General features: G+C 60.4%; 2 protein-coding genes. Both read left to right on the forward strand.

Annotated features, from left to right (window positions below; all coding sequences use genetic code 11):
* Positions 1 to 310, forward strand: a 310-nt coding sequence (locus HMPREF2791_RS11985) for a hypothetical protein (protein ID WP_168168282.1), incomplete at its 5' end; no start/stop codon positions are given.
* 324 nt (positions 311 to 634) lie between these two features.
* A partial coding sequence (locus HMPREF2791_RS01120) for a hypothetical protein (RefSeq protein WP_210400141.1) occupies positions 635 to 4,377 on the forward strand: 3,743 nt, incomplete at its 3' end.

Raw genomic sequence — 4,377 nt, forward strand, 5'->3', positions numbered from 1 at the left:
CATCTACAACGAGGATCGTGCGCAGCGCGCTGCTGGCTTCCAGAGTGCGTTCCAGGGCGTTAACACCGAGCAGCTCGGCATGGCTGCCGGCGCTCTCGGCGCGATCACTGTCGGCTTGCTCATCGTTGATCAGGTCATGCGTGCCTGCGGCCAGGAAGAGTCCACCTCCTCCTACCAGCTTGGTAAGGCAACTGACAGCGAGTTCCTGATGTACGGCTCCTCTGGCAAGCCGTCCAAGGCTGAGGCTGATAAGGGCGAGGCTGAGGATTCCTCCTCTTCCTCTTCCGAGAAGCAGGATTCCGCCAAGTAAGACCTGCCCTTAACCTGTAAAACCCGGTGCCGTCTCGGCACCGGGTTTTCGGCATTTCAGCACCGGTTTGTTGAACAATGGCTGGATTTGTGGTGAAGATCACTCGATTTATTTGTATTTAAAAGTTGGACAAAAGTCGAGGTCAGCGGGTTGAAGTTATGAGTTTTGTCTTAATATCTGGACTTTTATGGCTTTCAGGGGGGTTAAGGACTTCTATTCGTCGGTTCATTGCGATTGAATAGGGGTCTGTCAGTTTTGGGGTCCGTGTTCAGGATTTCTCCAGGCTGCTTCGAATATCTCCCTAGACGTTGAAGGACTATGACGTTGCATAACGCAAACCTGAAAAAGCGCATCCTGGCATCGATGGTTGCCGGTGCCGTCGCATTCGGTGGCGCAGCCGTTGTCGCTCCCGCCGCAGACGCAGACGTGCGAATTACTAGCCAGTACTCCACTCTCGACGACTCCGTTGAGCAGGCTGTCGTCGACTACAACCAGAAGCAGGTCTGGGACGACAACGCCCGGCTGTCTGGCCAGTACAAGACCGCGTTCGGCCCGGGCTGGTGCATCGATGCCCACCTTGCAACCCCGACGCCCAGCACCGCCTACGAGGTGCGCAAGCTCGACGGCACCTCCGGCTTCTACGGCTTTAACGGCGACATGGGCGGCAACCTCAAGATCGACGAGGACATTGAGCGTGCCGCCATTAACCTGACCAAGCTGATGCTCACGGACCTGAAGCAGGGCAAGTACGCCGATGCCAAGGCCAAGAACTCGGCACTGCAGGCGCTGCTGTCCAACAACAAGCAGACCCTGAACGACCTGCGCGGCTGGGTTGCCGGCAACCCGAACGTCCACGTGCCGGGCGTGAAGCCGGTGACCCCGCAGCAGTTCCTGCAGTGGACCGGCTTCGAGGTGCGTAAGAGCTACTTCGAGCAGACCGGCCAGGCCAACTACTACCTGGTCAAGAACGACGCTGCGTCCTCCCGCCTGAACGTCAAGGACGGCGAGTACGTCACCATCCTGCTGCCGCGTTCCTATAACGTGTACGAGGACCTGTCCAAGGAGCCGACCAACCAGCGCATCGTCACCATCGCGCAGCCGGGCCTCGAGGGCTTTGAGCCGGACGTGGAGGAAGATCCGAAGCCGTCCACCTCCACCTCCACCTCGACCACCGTGGTTCCGGGGCCGACCGTGACCGAGACCTCCACCGTCACCGGCGCACCGGAGACCAAGACTGAGGCCACCACCGTCACCAGCACCCAGCGCGAAGAGAAGACCACCACCAAGGAGGTCGAGCGCTACTTCCGCCACTACTCCTACGCCTTCGACTTCCGCTTCAGCGAGAAGTCCGAGGAGATCGAGGTCAAGGACCTGGGCTCCTGGGAGATCGACTTCGTCGACGACTCCAACGGCCTGGTCGAGGTGACCAAGGAGGTCCGTGAGGACGGCACCTCCGTCCTCGTGGTCACCCCGAAGAAGGAAGGCAGCGGCAAGGTCCGCATCGTTGTCGTGGACAACAAGGGCAACCGCCACGAGTACATCATCGACGTGGTCAACGAGTCCACCACCGTGGAGACCACCGGTGAGGTCACCGTGAACAACCACTACTTCAACGTGGGCGTTGCCGGTGTGAACCAGAGCATCGATATCCCGGCCGGCTGGGACTACGAGATCACCGACGGCAAGGGCCTGGTCACCACCGAGGAGAAGGACGGCAAGCTCAACGTCAAGATCAACGACGGCGTGCTCAGGGGCAACGTCAAGATCGAGGTGTTTGAGAAGAACGACAAGGGCGAGAAGACGGGCAACAAGAACGTCTACGAGTTCAACATCGACGCCGCTTCCGACAAGTACACGCAGACCCGCGTGATCGGTAACGCCAACTCCTACAAGCTGGAGATTGAAAACGTTGAGAACAAGCCGGAGATCGTCTCCGGCGAGGACCTCATCGAGTCCATCGAGAAGCGCGACGGCTTCTGGATCATCACCCCGAAGCCGGGCGCCGAGGGCAAGGTTGTGCTCAAGGCTGTGGACGCTGAGGGCAAGACCCACACCTACACCCTGGACATCAAGCCGGGCGTGAACGTCCTGGTGGACGTTGAGACCCACCTCATCCAGGAGGGCACCACTGTCGACGTTAAGACCTCCGGCGACGACTGGGAGCTGGAACAGACTGACGGTAACAAGGACAACTGGAAGATCGAGAAGACCGACAACGGCTTCAAGATCCACAACAAGGTCAACGGCACCGGCATCTTCAACTTGTACGCTCCGGACGAGAACGCGAAGGACGGCCGCGTCCTGGTCGGCGTCTACACCATCTCGGCGAAGCCGCAGGAGCAGAACGAGTACGAGGTTCCGAAGTTCACCCAGGATCTGGACGACCGCAACACCGCCGAGTTCAAGCCGGGCAACGAGGGCAACACCTTCGAAATCATCGAGGGCAAGGACAACGCCACCCTGGTCAAGACCGAGGACGGCAAGTACCGCGTGCTGCCGAACCCGGGCTTCGAGGGCAAGATCGTCGTCGCTGAGAAGTCCCCGAACGGTAAGACCGTCGCCGAGTGGACCCTCAACGTCACCAAGGGTGAGGTCGAGGAGAGCACCCTGGAGGCTGAGTCCAAGGACGAGCTCAACATCTCGGTCAAGAACCAGCGCATTGTCAAGGGCGAGCACCTCATCGACCGCATCGAGGACGGCAAGGTCTACTTCAAGGAAGGCGCTGAGGGCCAGGTCATCATTGAGAACCTGAACTCCCGCGACCTGCCGTTCCAGCGCTGGACCATCGACGTCACCCCGTCGAAGCCGCGCGAAGAAGACGTCACCCTCAACTGGTCTTCGAAGCTCACCCTCACCATCCCGGAGGGCTCCGACTACGAGATCACCGACGAGTCCCTGGTTGAGGTGACCAAGGACGGCAACAACCTCATCGTCACCCCGAAGGAAGGCGCCAAGGGCACCACCCAGGTCAAGATCAAGAACGACCGCGGCGTCTACGTCATCTACAACATCGACGTGGTCCCGGGCGGTAACGGCAAGGGCGGCAGCTCCGAGTCCCGCGAGCAGAACTTCAAGCTCACCGAGGACGGCAGCTTCACCATCACCCGCATCAACAAGAACGAGATTCGCATTGATGAGGGCGAGAAGTACGTCAACGTCGAGTTCGACGAGAAGACCGGCAAGTGGGTCCTGACCCCGAAGGGCAAGGACTCCATCGGCAAGACCGTCACCGTCGTCGAGGTGGACAAGAACGACAAGGTGGTCAAGCGCCACACGATCGAGATCGTGGAGCAGCCGACCCCGCTGAAGTTCGTTGAGGAGCGCGTCGTCTACGAGCGCAACATCAACGACAAGATCGTTCCGGGTAAGAACAACACCCTGCATGTTGTCCGCGGCAAGGACCTGATCACCAACCCGGCGCCGGACTCCAAGGGCCAGCTGTTCATCCAGCCGACCGAGGACAAGCACGGCTCCATCCTCGTTGAGGAGCGCGACTCCGAGGGCAACCCGGTCCGTCTGGTTGAGATGGAGATCCCGCGTACGTCTGAGGGCCTGACCCCGCCGCAGCTGGACGTCAACGGCACCCCGGACAAGGGCATTGACATCAACGTCAAGGGCGGCGAGAACTCTGTCGAGGTCTACGTCTGCTACAACGACGACTGCACCAAGAAGAAGCGTCTCGAGCCGGGTAAGGAGATCGAGGTCTCCGAGGGCGGCAAGCTGCGCGTCCTGCCGGGTGCGCACCTTGACGGCGGCGTGAAGCTGATGGTCGTTCCGGTTGAGAACGGTAAGCTTCAGGGCAAGGAAAAGGTGATCATCAACATCACCCAGCAGGGCGAGACTGTCCAGGAGAAGGGCTCCTCCAGCGAGCTGGACGGCAAGTGCATTGCTTCCCTGGTCGGCCTGTCCGCTCCGCTGCTGCTGGCTATCCCGCTGGGCATCCTGTCCCAGGTCCAGATCCCGGGCCTGGAGGGCGTCTCCGCGCAGATCAACGGCGCTATTCAGGATGCGAACAACCGTATCCAGCAGGGCCTGGGCATCTACAACGAGGATCGTGCGCAGCGCGC

It is taken from the genome of Corynebacterium sp. HMSC034A01 (assembly GCF_001838175.1).
In the GTDB taxonomy this organism is placed as follows: Bacteria; Actinomycetota; Actinomycetes; order Mycobacteriales; family Mycobacteriaceae; genus Corynebacterium.